Annotated in this window: 3 protein-coding genes; all 3 read left to right on the top strand. The window is 73.4% G+C overall.

The features are described from left to right. Nucleotides 1–28 precede the first annotated feature (28 nt). The 3 genes from ACSMXX_RS00375 to ACSMXX_RS00365 are packed head-to-tail and all read left to right on the top strand — an operon-like array spanning nucleotide 29 to nucleotide 18,252. On the top strand, nucleotides 29–1,036 hold the full coding sequence (locus ACSMXX_RS00375; protein ID WP_473181994.1) for a 3-hydroxyacyl-CoA dehydrogenase family protein: 1,008 nt from the start codon (nucleotides 29–31) through the stop codon (nucleotides 1,034–1,036). After that, the gene (locus tag ACSMXX_RS00370) at nucleotides 1,029–8,354 is read left to right on the top strand and encodes an amino acid adenylation domain-containing protein (protein ID WP_473181993.1); all 7,326 of its coding nucleotides are present in this window, start codon (nucleotides 1,029–1,031) and stop codon (nucleotides 8,352–8,354) included. Before ACSMXX_RS00375 ends, ACSMXX_RS00370 begins: the two co-directional genes overlap by 8 nt. Nucleotides 8,355–8,379: 25 nt before the next feature. Next, a complete protein-coding gene (locus ACSMXX_RS00365) occupies nucleotides 8,380–18,252 on the top strand; it encodes an amino acid adenylation domain-containing protein (protein WP_473181992.1) in 9,873 nt (3,290 codons plus the stop codon). Nucleotides 18,253–18,324 lie beyond the last annotated feature (72 nt).

Below are 18,324 nucleotides of genomic sequence, written 5' to 3'. Positions count from 1 at the left end.
GGAACGGACCGAAGGAGGCCACGCGACAGTGGGCGAACGCAAGGACATCGAGCCGGCAGCACCGGAAGGCCCGGTCGTGGGGGTCGTCGGCGCCGGCACCATGGGCGCCGGAGTGGCCCAGTGCTTCGCACAGGCCGGCCATCGCGTCGTGGTCGTCGACCCCGACGCGGAGGCGCGCCGGGGCGGTGCGGCGAGGCTGCGGGCAGGGCTGCGGCTGAAGAGCCTGCTGCGCGGCGGACAGACCGGCGGTGCGCGGCAGCGGAACGCTCCTCAGGACGGCGGCGGCGACGCGGCAGGACCGGCATGTCCCGGTCAGCGGGCGGAGCCGGACGGCCCCGCCGCCGCGGTGCGGCTCGTGGACTTCTCCGCGGAGCTGTCCGATCTGGCACAGGCGTCCTTCGTCGTCGAGTGCGCGCGCGAGCGGGAGCCGCTCAAGGAGGAGATCCTGCGGGCACTCGACGGTCTGTGCCCGCAGGAGACGGTCTTCGCGTCGTGCACGTCGGCCATCCCCGTCGCCCGTCTCGGGTCCTTCACCGGCCGTCCCGACCGGGTCGTCGGCACGCACTTCATGAACCCCGCACCGCTCAAGGACGCCGTAGAGGTGGCGCGTTCACCGCACACGAGCGAAGACACCCTCGCGCGCACGCTGCGCCTCCTGGAGGGCATCGGCAAGAAGCCCCTCGTCGTGGGCGACGGACCCGGGTTTGTGACCAACCGTGTCCTGATGCTGACCGTCAACGAGGCGGCGTACGTGCTCCACGAGGGAACCGCGGACGCCGAGACCGTCGACCGCGTCTTCCAGGAGTGCTTCGGCCACCCGATGGGGCCGCTGCGCACCGGCGACCTCATCGGACTCGACACCGTCGTCGACACCCTCGACGTGCTCCGGGAGCACACCGGCGACGAACGCTTCCAGCCGTGCCCCCTGCTGGCGAAGCTCGTCGCCGACGGCAGCGTCGGCCGCAAGGCCGGCCGGGGTTTCCACACCTATCCCAGCAGCCCGCTCGTCCCACGGGGAGAAACCAGCCATGGCTGACCACCACACCGCGCGCGTCCCGATGTCACCGGCCGGGCGGGAGGTCTGGCGCCGCACGCCGGGCGCCGCCGCCGGATGCGCCGGCCGGTGCGTCGCCGAAGTCGTCGAGATACGCGGCCCGTTGGACACCGCGCTGTTCGAGGACGCGGTGCGCACGGTGACGGGGGAGAGCGAGGCGCTGCGCCTGCGCGTCGCGGAGAACGCCGCCACACAGGGTGACGCCAACGGCCCCCAGCTCGCTGAAGCACCCGGCGGAGCGAACGGCGAGGGGCACGGCGGTGCGAACGGCGAGGGGCACGGCGGTGCGCGGCACGGGGGAGAGCCGCACCTGGAGGCCGACGGCGGCTTTCCACTGCCGCTGGTCGACGTCAGTGCCGAGGCGGACCCCGTGGCGGCGGCGGAGGAGTGGGAACGTGCCGAACTGGCGCGGCCGTTGGAGCCGCAAGGCGCACTGTCGGGCCAGGCGCTCATCCGCCTCGCGGGCGACCGCTTCCGCTGGTTCCACCGCCATCACCCCTCCGTGCTGGACGCCTTCGGCTGCGCCCTGGTCACCCGTCGCGTCGCCGAGGTGTACACGGCACGTACGGAGGGCTGGCCGCACGACGACGACAGGCTCGTACCGCTGTCGGCCCTGGACGCGGAGGACGCCGAGTACCGGGCCTCCCAAGTGCCCGACGAGGACCGCGACTTCTGGCTGAGCAGGTACGCCGGCCGGCCCGAGCCGCTCTCGCTCGCCACCGGCCCGCCGGTTGCCGACCGGGCGGTCTTCTCCTCGCCCGGCCACGCGCGCTCACGCACCGTAGCCCTCACCGCGGAGGCGAGCGCACGCGTACGGGACGCGACCCGGCACACCGGCAGCGACCCCGGCGCGGTGCTGCTGGCCGCCGTGGCGGCGTACGTGCACCGGCTCACCGGCGGCACGGACGTGGTGCTCGGCCTGCCCGTCGACGGCCGCACCAGCCGCTCCTCCCGGCGGGTCCCGGGCGCGGCCGGGGACGTGGCGGCGCTGCGGGCGACCGTGGCGCCGGGGACCGCCTTCACCCGGCTCGTACGGGAAGTCGCGCTGGAGAGCCGCCGCGTCCGGCGCCATCAGCGGTTCCGGCACGAGGAGTTGTGCGACCGGCTCGGTGTCGCGGGTCGGGGCGGCGGCCTGTACGGACCGGTCGTCGACGTGCGCACGGCGGCGCACGAGATCCGCTTCGGCGACCACCCGGCCTCCGTGCGGCGCACCGGCGCCGAAGAAGCGGGGGAACTGCGCGTCGTCATCGACGAGGACCCCGCCGACCGCACCCTCGGCATCACCTTCACCGGCGCGGCCGACCGCTACACGGCTGCCGAACTCGACGCGCACAGGGCGCGGTTCGAGCGTCTCCTGGCGGCGGCAGCCGACGCTCCCGAGCGCCCGGTGGGTGCCCTGGACCTGCTGGACCCCGGTGAGCGGCGGACGGTGCTGTCCTGGGCGCAGGGCGGCGGGACGGCGCCTTCGGCGCAGGGAGGCCTGCTGCCCGCCCTGTTCGAGGAGGCGGCTGCCCGGCACGCGGACGCGGTGGCCTTGACCGACCGTTCGGGCAGCCTCACGTACCGGGAACTCGACGAGCGCGCCAACAGGCTGGCCCGTCTGCTCGTTGAACGCGGTGCGGGCCCCGAACGCGTCGTGGGCCTGATGCTGCCCCGTTCCGCCGGGACCGTCGTCGCGATGCTCGCGGTGCTGAAGGCCGGTGCCGCATACCTGCCGCTCGACCCCGCCTACCCGGTGGAGCGGCTGCGCTTCATGGTCCGCGACGCACGCCCTTCCTGTGTGCTGACCGACGCCGCCGGAGCGGACCGCGACATCGCCGGAGCCTCGCTGATCGTCCTCGACGACGCCCGTACCGCGCAGGAGCTGGAGCGCCGTTCGCCGGCACCGCTGACCGACGCCGACCGTGCCGCACCGCTGCTGCCCTCGCACCCCGCATACGTCATCTACACCTCCGGTTCCAGCGGAACCCCCAAGGGCGTCGTCGTCGCGCACGGCAACGTGAGCGCGCTGATCGCCTGGGCGAGGGACGAGTTCGGCCCCGGCGTGCTCCAACACACGCTTGCCGCCACGTCGTTCAGCTTCGACGTGTCGGTGGCCGAGATCTTCCCGGCGCTTACGACGGGCGGCCGGGTCGAAGTGGTCAGGGACCTGCTGGCGCTGCTGGACGGTGACCCGCCGCGCTGGTCCGGCGGGCTGGTGTGCGCGATCCCCTCGGTACTGGCCAAGCTCACCGAGTACGGAGGGCTCGACCTGTCCGCCTCGGCGCTGTCGATGGCCGGCGAGGCGCTTCCCGTCTCCCTCGCCGAGCGCGTGCGCAAGACGATGCCCGGCACCCGGCTGCTCAACGTGTACGGGCCCACCGAGGCGACCGTGTACGCGACCGCGTGGGCCGACGGGTCCACACCGGACGGTGTCACGCCGCCGATCGGGCGGCCCCTCGGCCACGTACGCACCTATGTGCTCGACGGGTCGCTGCAGCCGGTGGAGCCGGGCAGGCCCGGCGAGCTCTACCTGGCGGGTGCGGGGCTGGCACGCGGCTATCTGCGCCGGCCGGGACTGAGCGCCGAACGCTTCGTGGCCGACCCGTTCGGCCCGCCCGGCGAGCGCATGTACCGCACCGGTGATCTCGTGCGATGGCTGGAGGACGGGCAGCTCGACTTCCTCGGGCGGATCGACGGACAGGTCAAGTTCCGTGGATTCCGGATCGAGTTGGGTGAAGTCGAATCCGTGCTCGGCCGCCACGACGGGGTGGCCGAGGCGGTGTGCGCAGTGCGCGAGGACACCGAGGGCGAGCAGAGGCTGACTGCCTACGTCGTGCCGTCCGCGGACGGGAGCGGGAACGCTGAGCCCGAGGCGCTGCGGGAGTGGCTCGCCGAACGGCTTCCGGCGTACCTCGTCCCCGGCGCCGTCACGGTGCTCACGGAGCTGCCCCGTACGCCCAGCGGCAAGCTCGACCGCGAGGCGCTGCCCGTGCCGGGCCCGCTCTCCGGCGCGGCCGAGCGAGCTGTACGGCCCGAGCAGCCCGAGCCCGAGTTCGCGCCCGCCCCACCGACGGAGCCCGAGGCCCCCGCCGAGGCCTCCGCCCCGGTCGAAGCCTCCGCCTCCGCCGACGCGCCCATGCCTCCGGCGGCGCCGGAGACCGCAGCCGCGCCGCCCGCCGAGCCCGCCGCCGCGGCCCCCGCTGCTGTGACGGAACCCGCCGCCGCGACGGAACCCGCCGAGTCACGCGAGGACGTCGTCGCCGACGTCTTCGCCTCGGTGCTGCGGCTTCCCGAAGTCGCCCCGGACGACAGCTTCTTCGACCTCGGCGGCGACAGCATCGTCTCCATCCAGCTGGTGAGCCAGCTGCGGAAGGCGGGGCTGGTGCTCACCCCGCAGGACGTCTTCGAGCACAAGACCGTCAGGGCACTCGCGTCCGTGGCGCGCGAGACCGGGCGGGGTGCGGGCGGCGGCGAGACCACGTCCGGCGTCGGCGAGGTGCCGCTCACCCCGATCGTGCACTGGCTGCGCGAACTCGACGGCCCCGTCGACGGGTTCCACCAGGCCGTCCTGCTCCAGGTGCCGGGCGGTCTGCGCCAGGACGTGCTGACGAAGGCCGTACAGGTCCTCTTCGATCACCACGACGCACTGCGGCTGCGACTGGAGACGTCCGGCAAGGAGTGGCGGCTCGTGGTGCGCCCGCCCGGCTCGGTGCCCGCGGCCTCCTGCATACGCCGCATCGACGTGCCGGAATCGGGCGGCGACCTGGCCGGCGCGATCGGCCGGGAGGCGGCCAGGGCCAAGGAGGAACTGGACGTCCAGGCAGGCACGATGGTGCGGGTCCTGTGGTTCGACGCCGGAGCGGAGGCACCCGGCCGGCTGATGTTCATGGGACACCACCTGTCCGTCGACGGAGTGTCCTGGCGCATCATCGTGCCCGACTTGTCCTCCGCGTACGAGGCCCTGGAATCCGGCAGGGAGCCCCGGCTCCAGCCCGTCGAGACGCCGCTCCGGCACTGGGGACGCGCCCTGTCCGCGCAGGCGAAGGAGGAGCAGCGCCTCGCCGAACTGCCGCTGTGGACCGGGATGCTCGCCACGCACGGGCCGCAGCTCGCGAACCGTCCGCTCGATCCTGCGCGCGACACCACGGGCCGCGCGCGTTCACATGTGCTGACGTACGGGGCGGAGCGCGCCCGGCACCTCTTCACCACCATCCCGTCGGCGTTCCACTGCGAGATCAACGACGTTCTGCTCACCGCTCTCGCGCTCGCCGTGCGGCGCTGCCTCGGCACCGAAGGCGAGAGCGACGTGCTCATCGACGTGGAGGGCCACGGCCGTGAGCCCGTCGTACCGGGCGCCGATCTCTCCCGCACCGTCGGCTGGTTCACCAGCATGTATCCGGTGCGGCTCGCGCCCGGCACGGAGGCTCCGCGCGACGGGCAGGGCTACGGGCAGGAGCTTGGGCGTGCCCTGCGGCGCGTCAAGGAGCAGCTGCGCGCCATCCCGGACAAGGGCATCGGCTTCGGCCTGCTGCGCTATCTGAACCCGGAGACGTCGGCGGCGCTCGCCGCCGCGCCCCCCAGGCACATCGGGTTCAACTACTTCGGGCGGTTCCTGCTGCCCGCCGCGGCGGGTGAGCGCGACTGGGCGCCGGCGCCGGAGACCGCGATGAGCGCCGGGGCGGACGCGGACATGCCGCTGACGCACCCGCTCTCCATCAACGCGCTTACGCAGGACGCCGAGGACGGCACCGAACTGGCCGTGTCGTTCGTGTGGCCGGAGGGCGTCGTCGACGACGAGGCCGTACGGGCCCTGGCGGACGCCTGGTTCGAGATCCTCGACTCGCTCGCCGAGTACGCGGCGCAGCCCGGCGCCGGCGGACGCACACCCTCGGACTTCCCGCTGGTGAGCCTCGACCAGGACGAGATCGACGAGCTGGAGGAGGCACACCCGGACCTTGAGGAGATCCTTCCGCTCTCCCCGCTGCAGCAGGGCATGCTCTACCACGTGCTGCTGGGCGCGCTCGCCGACGACGGCGACGACGGCGAGCACGGAGACTCCGCTGACGAGACGAGGAACAACCTCTACACGGTGCAGCTGGCGCTCGACCTGGAGGGCACCCTGGACGCCCGGCTGATGCGGGACGCCGCCCAGGCGCTGCTGCAGCGTCACGGCAATCTGCGCGCGGCCTTCGTGCACGACGGCATGCGCCAGCCCGTACAGGTGATCTGCGGCGATGCCGAACTCCCCTGGCGGGTGGCGGACTTGAGCGGCTTCACGGGGGAGCGGCTGGAGACGGAGTCGCATCGGATGATGCGCTCCGAGCGTGGCCGCCCCTTCGATCCGGCACGCCCGCCGATGGTGCGCATGATGCTGCTCACGACCGGCGTGAACCGCTGGAAGCTGGTGCTGACCACGCATCACATCCTGCTGGACGGCTGGTCGTTGCCCGTCCTCGTGCGGGAGCTGTTCGCGCTCTACCGCAAGGCCGTCGGCGCAGCAGGTGGCGGCGACGAGGACCTGCCGGCGATCAGGCCGTTCCGCGAATACCTCGCCTGGCTGGAGAACGTCGAGGGGGACGAGGCGGAAGCCGCGTGGCGTGACGCGCTGTCGGGCCTGGCCACCACCACGCGGCTCGCCCCGGAGGAGGACGGCCGGCAGCCGCTGCCCGCGGCACACGTGGCCGTCGAACTGACCGAGGAGACCACGACGGCGCTGGTCGAGATGGCCCGCCGCCACGGAGTCACGCTCAACACGGTTCTGCAGACGTGCTGGGGAGTGCTGCTGGGCCTGGAGACGGGCAACGAGGACGTGGTCTTCGGGTCCGTGGTCTCGGGCCGGCCTGCCGAACTCCCGGGCGTCGAGACGATGGTGGGGCTGTTCATCAACACCGTCCCGACCCGGGTGCGGATGGTCCCGGACGAGTCGCTGGGCACGCTGCTCGTACGGATCCAGCAGGAGCAGACCCGGCTGATGCCGTACCACCACATCGGCCTCGGCGAGATCCGCGGCATCACGAACATGGGCGACATGTTCGACACCGTGATGGCCTTCGAGAACTACCCCATCGACGGCGTGACGGCGCAGCCGGCACCCGGGCTCACGCTCGCCGGCGCCTCCGGAGACGACGCCCCGCACTATCCGCTCGGCCTCATCGTCTCCGCACGGGGCGAACGCCTCTTCCTGCGCCTGGACTACCGTCCGCACCTTCTCCAGCGGGACCGGGTGGAGGCACTCTCCAGCCGCTTCGTGCAGTTGCTCACGACCGCGGCACACGACCCGGCGAGGCGCGTCGGCGACGCCGGGTCGGGAGACGGAGACGCGGCAGGCGCCGCCGCGCCCGTCGGAGCCGCCACGGGCGCGTCCACGGCCTCCGGCGGGCAGCAGGGCGAGCAGCCGAAGGCTGATCCGGAGCATCCGGAGCATCAGGAGCAGGGCCGGGAGCACGCCGCCAGCGGAATAGGGGTGCTGCTGCCGCTGCGCGACTCCGGCGGCCGGCCGCCGCTGTTCTGCGTACACCCGGCGGCCGGCATCGCCTGGTCGTACGCGGGACTCACCACGTCCCTCGGGGCCGGACAGCCCGTCTACGGGCTCCAGGCACGCGGTCTCGACGGTACGGAGGTGCTGCCGGCCACGATCGGGGAGATGGCGGCGGACTACCTGGCACAGGTGCGCGAGGTGCAGCCGTCCGGCCCGTACCACCTGCTGGGCTGGTCCTTCGGCGGGCTGGTGGCCCACGAGATGGCCGTGCAGCTGCAGAAGAGCGGTGAGCGGGTCGGACTGCTGTCGGTGCTCGACGCCTTCCCCTCGGGACCGGAGGGCGCCTCCGGTGCGCAGACGGCGTCCGGCGCCGGGACACCCGTGGCGGCGGAACCGCCGGCGGACGGCGGCGTGGGCACGGTCCTGGGGCTGCTGCTGGAGTTCTTCGGCTACGACCCGGCGGCGTGGGCCGGTGAGACGCTCACATACCCGAGGTTCCTGGAGATCGCGCGGGACCGCACCGGGCTGCTGGCCACGTTCGACGAGTCGAGGGTCGCCGCGATCTGCCGGATCTTCCTCAACAACGGCACGCTCTCCCGTGCGCACACGCCTGGCCGGTTCGCCGGCGACGCGCTCGTCTTCGCCGCGCAGGAGACCGACGCCCAGCTCGCGTCGGAGCTGTGGCTGCCATATCTGGACGGCGGCAAGCCCGAGGTGCGGACAGTCGGCCACTCGCACGGCGAGATGGGACGCCCGGACGCGCTGGGCGAGATCGGCAAGGTGCTGCTGCCGCGCCTCCAGGGTGACGGTGACGAGACCACGCCCGGTGCCACGCCGTGAGCGGCCCGAGGGGAGCGAGGCCGGCATGAGCGTCGACGCCGTGCAGGACGCCGTGCAGGACTCCGTGCCCCTCACCACCGCCCAGTCCGGCATGTGGATGGGCCATGCCCTCGCGCCCGCCTCGGCGCGCCACCACGTGGGAATCAGCGTCGAGGTCGGCGGGTCGCTGCACCCGGAGACCTTCGAGGCGGCGTTCCGGCACGTCATAGCGGAAGCCGAAGCGCTGCGGGTTCGGTTCACGGTGGGCGAGGACGGCGAACCGCGCCAGCACACAGGGCCGTTGCCGGAGTGGGGCGTGCCGTACGTCGATCTGAGTGGCGAAGGCCAGCCACGCCGCGCCGCGACGGCGTGGATGCGCGCCGACCTGTCGCGCCCCTTCGACCTGGCACGCGGGCCGCTCTTCCGCGGCGCGCTGCTGAGGCTCTCCGGAAGCAGCGTGTGCTGGTACCTGGGAGCACACCACCTCGTACTGGACGGCTTCAGCTCCTCCCTCTTCTCCCGGCGGCTGAGCGACGTGTACGCGGCGATGGAGAGCGGAAAGCCGCCCACGGCAGGGGAGTTCGAGCCGCTGAGGGCACTCCTGGAGGACGAGGCCGCCTACCGAGCGTCGCCCGGTCACCTCGCGGATCGCGGCTTCTGGCTGGGGCGGATGGCCGCCCGTCCCGGCCCCGGTGATCTCGCATGGGCCCCGACGCCGCGCAGCGTCGAAGCGGAGACGCACGCCGCCGCGGACGGACTCGCGCTGCGCCGCAGCGCCGTGCTCCCCCCGGGGGCGTGGCAGGCGGTCCGGGATCAGGCCGGACGGCTCGGCGTGCGATGGCCGGTGCTGGTGACGGCCGCCGCCGCGCTGCACGTGTACGCCCGTACGGCAGGCGGAGACCCCGTACAGGCCGGCGAAGGACGCGGGGGACGCTGCGGGGGAGAGGTGACGCTGGGCCTGCCCGTCACCTCCCGTCCGGGTGAGGCGGTACGCACCGTGCCCGGCATGGCATCCAATGTGCTGCCGCTGAGGCTGACGGTCGACCCGGGCAGGCCCGCAGCCGAACTCGTACACGCCGTGGGCGCCGAGATGAACGCCGCGTTCGCCCATCAGCGCTACCGCTGCGAGGACCTGCGCCGCGACCTCGGACTGACCGGCGGGGGGCGGCTGTTCGGGCTGGCCGTGAACGTGCTGCCCTTCGACTACGGTCGGCTCTTCGCGGGACGGCCGATGGTGATGCGCAACGTCGCGATCGGCCCGGTCGAGGATCTGTCCCTCACCGTCCACCGGGACACCGGCCACGCGTCTGCCACCGTCCCACCGGCCGACGGCGGGACACTGCGCGTCGAACTGGACGCGGACCCGGCCCGGTTCACCGGGGCCGAAGCCGCAGCCGAGGCACGCCGCTTCGTGCATGTGCTGCGCGGGCTCGTCTCCGACCCGGGCCTGCCCGCCGGGCGGATCGACCCTCTGACGGGCGGTGAGCGGCGGCTGTTCGTGCCACGGGCCGCCGCTGTGCGGCATGACCGGCGGCCCTCACCGACACTGCCGGATCTGGTCGAGCGCTGGGCCGCGCGTACGCCCCGGGCGGTTGCGGTCACCGCGGGGGAGACCCGGCTGACGTATGGAGAGCTCGACGCGCGTGCCAACCGGCTCGCCCGGTGGCTGATCCGGCACGGCGCGGGCCCTGAGCGCATCGTCGCCGTACTGCTGCCGCGCTCGGCCGGCCTGGTGACCGCGATCCTCGCCGTGGCGAAGACGGGCGCCGCCTTTCTGCCGGTCGACCCCCGCTGGCCCGAAGAGCGCGTCCGTACGATCCTCGCCGACGCACAGCCGGTGGTGACCCTTTCACCGGACGAACTCGGCCGGGCCGAGGACGAGTTGACGGCCCCGAAACACCCGGAACCGGAACAGCACAGCCAGGAGCATCGCCGGGAGCATCACACGCCTGACGCGACGGTGACCGACGCGGACCGGTGCGCGCCCCTGACTCCGTCGCACGCCGCATACGTCATCTACACCTCGGGTTCCACCGGCCGCCCCAAGGGCGTGGTGGTTCCCCACCGCAGCATCGTGACGCTCCTCGAAGACGCCGCGGCCCCGTTCGGCTTCGGCACCGACGACGTATGGACCATGTTCCACTCCTGCGCCTTCGACTTCTCCGTCTGGGAGATGTGGGGCGCCCTCGCACACGGCGGGCGCCTGGTCGTCGTCGGCCACGACGTGAGCCGCTCGCCCCGCGCCTTTCGTGACCTGCTCGTCAGGGAGAGCGTGACCGTGCTGAACCAGACGCCGTCCGCCTTTCTCGCCCTCGACCGCGCCGACGCAGAAGAACCGCGACGCGGCCGCGAACCGGCCCTGCGACTCGTCGTCTTCGGAGGCGAGGCCCTGCGCCCGGAACTGCTGCGCCCATGGAGCGAGCGGTACGGTGCGTCCGCGCCCGGCATGGTCAACATGTACGGCATCACCGAGACCACCGTGCATGCGACTCAACTGGGCCTGGACGGCCGGTATCTCGCCGAGCGCGGCAGCCCCGTCGGCAAGGCCGTAGCCGGCACACGCCTCTACGTGCTCGACGCGCGGCTGCGGCCCGTGCCGCCCGGTACGACCGGCGAGCTGTACGTGGCTGGCGCCGGCGTCGCCCGCGGCTATCTCGGACGTCCGGGCCTGACCGCGTCGCGGTTCGTCGCCGATCCGTTCGGGCCGCCCGGTTCGCGGCTCTACCGGTCCGGAGACCTCGCCCGGTGGCGTGCGGACGGCGGACTGGAGTACGCGGGAAGAGCCGACGACCAGATCAAGGTGCGCGGATTCCGCATCGAGCCCGGCGAGATCGAGACCGCCCTGGCCGGCGCCCCCGGTATCGCGCATGCCGTCGTGGCCGCCAGACAGGACGGCGGCGAAGGCGCTGCGGACGGAACCCGGCTGGTGGCCTACGTGGTTCCGGGCGCCGCCCGTCAACAGGGCGCCCGTCACCAGGCTTCCCGTCAACAGGGCGGCGCAGCCGAGCCGTTGGAGGACGCCGGTGCCGCCCTGCGCGAGTATCTGCGTCTCCGGCTGCCGGAGCATCTCGTGCCGTCCGTGTTCGTACGGCTGGACCGGCTGCCCCTCACGGCCAACGGGAAGCTCGACAGGGCCGCGCTCCCTCCCCTCCCCGCACCGGTTGTACGCACTGCGCGTCACCCCGCGCCGGGGCGGCAGCCGCAGGGCCCGCAGGAGCGCCGACTCGCCGCCCTGTACGCCGAGTTGCTCGGCGTCGGCACCGTCGGTGCGGACGACGGCTTCTTCGATCTCGGCGGCGACAGCCTGCGCGCGACACGCCTCGTCAGCAGGGTCCGCAGCGAACTGCACGCGGAGATCGACGTACGGGACGTGTTCGAGCACCCGACCGTCGCAGGGCTCGCCGCCCGGCTGCGGACGCGCGCCCCCGCCGTTCCCCTGTCCGCCGCGGACAGGGCCGGAGGGCGGCCGGTGAGCGTCCCGCTGTCGCATGCACAGCGCCGCCTGTGGTTCCAGCAGTCGCTGACCGGGCCGGACGCCTCGTACAACGTACCGCTGGTGCTGCGGATGACCGGCGGACTGGACAGGGACGCCCTGCACACCGCCCTCCTCGATGTGACCGAACGCCATGAGCCGCTGCGCACCGTCGTACGGGCCGGGGCCGCGGGCCCGGAACAGCACGTGCTTCCGGTGGGAGAGGCCCGCGTGTGGCTGCCCGACGCCGAGACCGGTGCGGAGCGGCTCGACGAGGAGCTGGGCGCGGCGGCCCGGCACGCCTTCCGGCTGGAGAGCGAACCACCCCTGCGGGCCCAGCTGTTCGTCCCCTGCCCTGGGCGGGGCGACCCCGAGTGCCTTCGGCAGGAGGACCCCAACCGGACCGGCGAACACGTACTGCTTCTGCTGCTGCACCACATCGCCTGCGACGCGGCTTCGCTCGAACCCCTCCTGACCGACCTCGGCACCGCCTACACCGCGCGCCGCGACGGACGTGCGCCGCAGTGGGAGCCGCTGCCCGTCCAGTACGCGGACTACGCGCTGTGGCAGCGCACCGTACTCGGCACAGGGACGGGGACGGACACGGACACGGACACGGACACGGGCGAGGGCGCGGGCAGCGGGGGCCCGGCCGGCTGCGGCCTCGAGCACTGGACGCGCGCCCTGGAGGGCCTGCCGCGGCGGATACCGCTGCCCGCCGACCGGGCACCCGACCCCGAGGACGCCGACAGCAGCGGCGACAGCGTCGAGCTGCGCATACCGGCAGACGTGCACGCGCGGCTGGCGGATCTGGCCGCCTCGGAGCAGGCCAGCCTGTTCATGGTGGTGCACGCCGCGCTGGCCGCGCTGCTGACCCGTCTGGGCGCGGGCGACGACATACCCGTCGGCAGCGCCGTGGAGGGGCGGACCGACGCGAGTCTGAACGGCCTCGTCGGCTTCTTCGTCAACACGGTCGTGCTGCGCACGGACACCTCCGGCGCACCCACCTTCCGTGAACTGCTCTCCCGCGTAAGGGAATCGGACCTCGCTGCGTTCGCACACCAGGACGTGCCCTTCGACCTGGTCGTCGAGGCGCTCAACCCCGACCGCAGCGCACCAGGACAGCCCTTGTTCCAGGTCATGCTGACCCTCACGCAGGCGCCGCCGGAGCACGTCGCACTACCCGGGCTGACGACCACGGTCGGCGCCGCAGGCACCGGCGCCGCCAAGTTCGACCTGTGCCTGAGCCTGTACGAGCACCGCGGTGCGGACGCCGGCTGTCTGGGACTCGACGGCCGGCTCGAATACCGCAGCGCCCTCTTCGACCACGCCACGGCCGAAGCGATCGGCGGGCGCTTCGAACGGCTGCTTGAGGAGGTGTCCGCCGGTCCGGACACTCCCGTCCCCCGGCTGGACATCCTCGGTGGCGCGGAACGGCGCCGCCTGCTGACGGAATGGGGCACCGCCGGGCCCTTGCCCGGCTCCGCGCACCGCACCGTTCCGCAGCGTTTCGCAGAGCAGGTACGCGCCACACCGGACGCGGTGGCCGTACGCGCATCCGGCTCCGGCGGTCCCTGGGCCCTGACGTACGCCGAGTTGGACGCATGGTCCGGTCAACTCGCCAGGCGGCTCGCCGGATTCGGAGTGGGCGCGGAGACGCCCGTCGCGGTCCTGATGGAGCGGTCGCCGGGCCTCGTCGTGACGCTGCTGGCGATCCTCCGGGCGGGCGGCGCGTACGTACCGCTGGACGCGCGGTCGCCGCGCGCCCGGCAGGAACAGGTCGTCGCCGAATCGCGGGCGCCGGTGCTCGTCGTCGGCAACGGGCAGGAGAGCGGGGGGAGTTGGCCCGGAGGTCCCCGTGTCGTCGAGGTCCGGGGATTCGGCACTCCGCAGGACGGCGCGACGGCCGGCAGCGGTGGGGCATCGGTGCCCGTGAGCGGTCCGGCCGGTCCGGCCGGTCTGGCGTACGTCATGTACACCTCGGGGTCGACCGGTGTGCCCAAGGGCGTTGCCGTCACACACGCCGACGTCGTCGCCCTCGCGCTCGGGCCGACCCTCGGCGGCCAAGTGAGCACGCCCCGGCGGACGTTGCTGCACTCTCCGCATTCCTTCGACGCCTCCACGTTCGAGATGTGGGCACCGCTGCTGACCGGCGGAGAGGTGGTCGTCGCGCCGCCCGGCGAACTGGACGTGGGGACGCTGGAACAGCTCGTCACCGCAGGGCATGTGAACACCCTCTGGCTCACCGCGGGCCTCTTCCAGCTGGTCGCCGAGGAGAACCCGGCGGCTCTCCGTACGCTCGACGAGGTGTGGACCGGTGGCGACGTGGTCTCTCCGCGTGCCGTCCGCGCGGTGCGGGCGCACTGCGCCGGCACCCGCGTGGTCAACGGATACGGACCGACCGAGACGACGACCTTCGCCACCCGGCACTCCGTCGAGGACACCGACGTGGGCGGGCCCGGGCATGGGCCCGCGCAGGACGGCCCGGCCCCGGACCCGGGGCCGGGCGTGCCCATCGGACTTCCGCTCGACGGCATGCGCGCGTACGTCCTCGACGAGGCCCTGCAGCCCGTACCGGCGGGCGTGGCAGGCGAGTTGTACGTGGCCGGCGCGGGCGTCGCGCGCGGCTACCTGGGCCGGCCCGGCCTCACCGCGGAACGCTTCGTGGCTGATCCCTTCGGCTCCTTCGGCACCGCCGGAGCGCGCATGTACCGCACCGGCGACCTCGTGCGCTGGCTGCCCGGCGGCGTGCTGGGATTCGTCGGCCGCGCCGACGGCCAGGTGAAGCTGCGCGGCTTCCGCATCGAGACGGAAGAGGTCGAGGCGGTGCTCGCGGGACACGGCGGAGCGGGCCAGGTGGCCGTCGTCGCCCGCGAGCCGCAGCCTGCACAGGACGGGCCGGGCGAGCGGCGTCTGGTCGCCTACCTCGTGCCCGCCGACGGACGAGCGGTGGACACCGTGGACTGGGACGCCGTTCGGGAACACGCCGGACGGCTGCTGCCGGACTACATGATTCCGACCGCGCACGTGGTGCTGGAGCGCCTGCCCCTGACCCGCAACGGCAAGCTCGACCGCGCGGCACTGCCCGCACCCACGCTGCCCGGACCCACACGGCCCGGACCGGACGGCGCCGGTGCGGCCCCGGGCACCGAGCGCGAGCGCGTGCTCTGCGACATCGTCGCCGGACTGCTGCGCCTGCCGTCGGCAGGCGTCACCGACGCCTTCTTCGACCTGGGCGGCGACAGCATCACCGCCATCCAGCTCGTCAGCCGGGCACGCTCCGCCGGGCTGCGCTTCAGCGTGCGCGACGTCTTCAAGCACCCCACGGTCGCTGAACTGGCCGCCGTCGCCCAGGAGATCAAGGGCAAGAGCCCCCGCGCCGGGGCCGCGGGCACGGCCGCACGTGGCACCAGCACGTCCGGTGCGGACGCGGACGTCGCCGGCGAAGCGGACAGCGACAGCGCAGCCACCGGCCCGGCGTCCGTGGCGGAGGCGTGCGGCCCTGTGCCGCTCACCCCGGTCATGCACTGGTGGCGCGAACACGGCGGCGAGACCACGAGGTTCAGCCAGCACATGACGCTGCGCGCTCCGCTCGGTCTGACACGGCACCGGCTGGTCGCGGCGGTGCAGTCGCTGCTCGACCACCACCACGCGCTGCGGCTGCGTTTCGGCGCACCGGAGGGCCCCGGGGAACACGCGGGGCCGTGGACGCTCGAAGTGCCGCCGCCGGGTGCCGTACGCGCCGAGGACTGCGTCCAGTACGTCCGTTCGCGCGACGGCGGCAAGCAGGAGAGCAGTCATGCGGAGGTGCTCTCCGAGGCGGTGCGCGCGGCAGAGGACCGACTGGACCCGCGGGCAGGGCGGATGCTCCAGGCCGTCTTCCTCGACCGTGGCCGCGACCGCCCGGGACGTGTCGTGCTCGTCGTGCACCACTTCGCCGTCGACGGCGTCTCCTGGCGCATCCTGCTGCCCGACCTGGCCTCCGCGTACGATGCCGTCGCCGCCGGAAAGCGGCCCGAACTGCCGCCCGCCGCAACCTCGTTCAGACAGTGGGCCCGGCTTCTGGCCGGCCAGGGCGAGGAGGGCGCACGCAAGGACGAGACGGCGCTGTGGTCGTCGGCCCTGCCGGGACCCGGCCCGGCGCCGGCGGACACCGCCGCCCGTACGCCCGCGGGAACGGCAACCGGCCCTGCAGGAACGGGCGTTGCGGGAACGGGCCCTGCGGGAACCGGCACCGGCGTGGAGCGGCTGCGTGTGACGATGCCGCCGGGGCGCACGCGTGCACTGCTGACGGAGGTCGGGGCCGCCTTCCACTGCGGGGTGGAGCCCGTACTGCTGACCGGCTTCACGCTCGCCCTGGAGGAGTGGCGCCGCAGACGCGGGCTCGCGCCGGGTGACGTCGTGCTCGATCTGGAGTCGCACGGCCGCCCGGACGGGGACGGTACCGCCGGCGCCGACGGGGACGAAGGTGTCGAACTCTCCCGTACCGTCGGCTGGTTCACCAGCGTCCACCCGGTACGGTTCGAGGCCACAGGATGCGACTGGGGCGACGTGTGGAGCGCGACTCCGGCGCTCGGGCAGGCGCTCAAGCGGGTGAAGGAGCGGCTGCGGGCCGTCCCGGACCGCGGCGTGGGTTACGGAGTCCTGCGGTACCTCGACCCCCGCACGGGACCCGGCCTGGCCGAACTCGGCACCCCGCAGCTCGGGTTCAACTACCTCGGCCGCTTCGGCGCCGCGGACGACGCCGACTGGTCGCCCGCGAACGACGGCGACGGCTTCGCCGGCGCCGAGCACCGCGCGGACAGCGACCAGCGCGACCACGGCGACCAGAGCGACCGAGGTGAGGACCGCAGCGGCACCGGGACGGCGTCCGCCCTGCCCGGCGGACACCTCATCGACGTCAACTCGCTGACGGCGGACGGTCCCGACGGCCCCGTGCTGAGCGCCGAATGGTCCTGGGCCGCAGGGGAGTTCCGTCCCGCGGAGATACGGGAGCTGGCCGACCTGTGGTTCAGCGCCCTGTACGCGCTGACGGCGCATGCGGCCTCACCCGGCGCCGGCGGACGCAGTCCCTCCGACCTGCCACTGACCGGTCTGCGGCAGGAGGAGGTCGACCGGCTGGAGGAGAGCTACCCGGACCTGACGGACGTACTGCCGCTGACGTCGCTCCAACAGGGCCTGGTCTTCCACTCGTTGTTCGCCCCCGGCAGCCCGGACGTCTACCAGGCGCAGATCGTGCTGCGGCTGCGGGACGAGCCGGACGCAGAGGCGATGCGCGCAGCCGCGAGGGCGCTGCTGGAACGCCACCCGAACCTTGGAGCGGCCTTCGTGCACGAGGACTTGCTCCGCCCCGTGCAGGTTCTTCAGCGCGCTGTCGAACCGCCGTGGCGAGAGGCCGATCTGACCGGAGTGGCCGCCGGGCGCCGCGAGGCGGTCATCAGGCGCCTCCTCCACGCGGACCTGCGCCGCCGGTTCACCCTGGACCGGCCGCCGCTGATGCGGTTCAGCCTCTTCCGCTGCGGGGACGACGACCACCGGCTCGTGCTCACCAATCACCATCTGCTGCTCGACGGCTGGTCGATGCCGCTGCTCGTGCGCGAACTGTTCGCCCTGTACGCCGTGCACGCGGGCAGCAGCACGCAGACCGCCCTGCCCGCGGTCACCCCGTACCGCGAACACCTCGCCGTGCTGGCCCGCCTGGACGAGGACGCCGCCCGCGCGGCCTGGCGGGAAACGCTCGCCGGCGTCGATGCCGCGACCAGGCTGACCGGCGGCGAGATCAGCGCCGGAGCAGTGCCCCCGCAGCCGTTGCACATCGTGCTCCCTGACGAGACGGCCGCGGCCCTCCGCCGTACCGCCGCACAGAGCGGACTCACCCTCAGCAACGTGCTCCTCGCGGCGTGGGCGCTGCTCCTCGCCCGTTCCTGCGGCACCCGGGACGTGCTCTTCGGCACGACCGTCTCCGGACGACGGCCCGAAGTCGCGGGCATGGAATCGATGATCGGCCTGTTCATCAACACCGTTCCGGTACGGCTCACGGTCGATCCGGAGGAGACCGTCGAGGAGCTGCTGGTCCGCTTCCAGCAGGAGCAGGCCCGCATGCTGCCGCACCACCACCTTGGGCTGGGCGACATCCAACGCATCGCGGGACGGCGGGAGTTGTTCGACACCCACGTGGTCTTCGAGAACTACCCGCTGGACCGGTCCGGCCTCGAAGAGCCCGTGCCGGGCCTTCGCGTCGACCGTATCGAGGGCCGGGACGCCGCCCACTACCCGCTCACCCTGGTGGCGTTCGCCGGTGAGGGAGGCCTCGCCCTGCGCTTCGACTACCGTCCCGACGTCCTGGACCGTGAACGAGCCGGGACGGTCGCCGCCGGCCTGCAGCGCATCCTCACGGCCGTCGCCTCTGCGGACACCGTGCCGGTGGCGGACCTGCTCCGCGGCTGAGGAGTGCGAGGCCAGGGGCTGGAATAATTGAAGCGTAAACTTCATTGTCGGGGGTGCACGCCCACGAGGGAG

It is taken from the genome of Streptomyces sp. DSM 116795 (assembly GCF_055792905.1).
This window is presented reverse-complemented; position numbering and strand designations above follow the sequence as displayed.

Coding starts and splice junctions, on each gene's coding strand:
- ACSMXX_RS00370 (WP_473181993.1), top strand. CDS start 1,029: ATGGCTGACCACCACACCGCGCGCGTCCCGATGTCACCGGCCGGGCGG.
- ACSMXX_RS00365 (WP_473181992.1), top strand. CDS start 8,380: ATGAGCGTCGACGCCGTGCAGGACGCCGTGCAGGACTCCGTGCCCCTC.